General features: G+C 68.4%; 1 protein-coding gene. It reads left to right on the forward strand.

Annotation, left to right across the window (positions count from 1 at the left end):
- Nucleotides 1-395 (forward strand): SDR family NAD(P)-dependent oxidoreductase (locus DY467_RS25965; RefSeq protein WP_164639920.1); only part of this gene is annotated, 395 nt, incomplete at both ends.

Raw genomic sequence — 395 nt, forward strand, 5'->3', positions numbered from 1 at the left:
TTTTCGATCTGAGCGGCCGCGTCGCGGTCGTCACCGGGGGCAACGGTGGTATCGGCCTCGGCATGGCGCAGGCGCTGGCAACCGCCGGCTGCAACGTCTCGATCTGGGGCCGCAACGCGACCAAGAACCAGGCCGCTCTGGCCACCATGGCGAACATGCCCGGCAAGGTCGAAGCGCAGATCTGCGACGTCACCGATCCGGCGTCGGTCAAGGCCGCGATGGACGCGACGCTGAAAGCGTTCGGCCGCGTCGACGGCTGCTTCGCCAATGCGGGCATCGGCGGCGGCGGCCGGCAGGCCTTCATCGACCGCACCGAGGAACAGTGGCGCTCGATGTTCGCCACCAATCTCGATGGCGTGTTCCACGCGTTCCAGGCAGCGGCACGGCACATGACC

The sequence above is a fragment of the Rhodopseudomonas sp. BR0G17 genome, from assembly GCF_010907025.1.
In the GTDB taxonomy this organism is placed as follows: domain Bacteria; phylum Pseudomonadota; class Alphaproteobacteria; order Rhizobiales; family Xanthobacteraceae; genus Rhodopseudomonas; species Rhodopseudomonas palustris_H.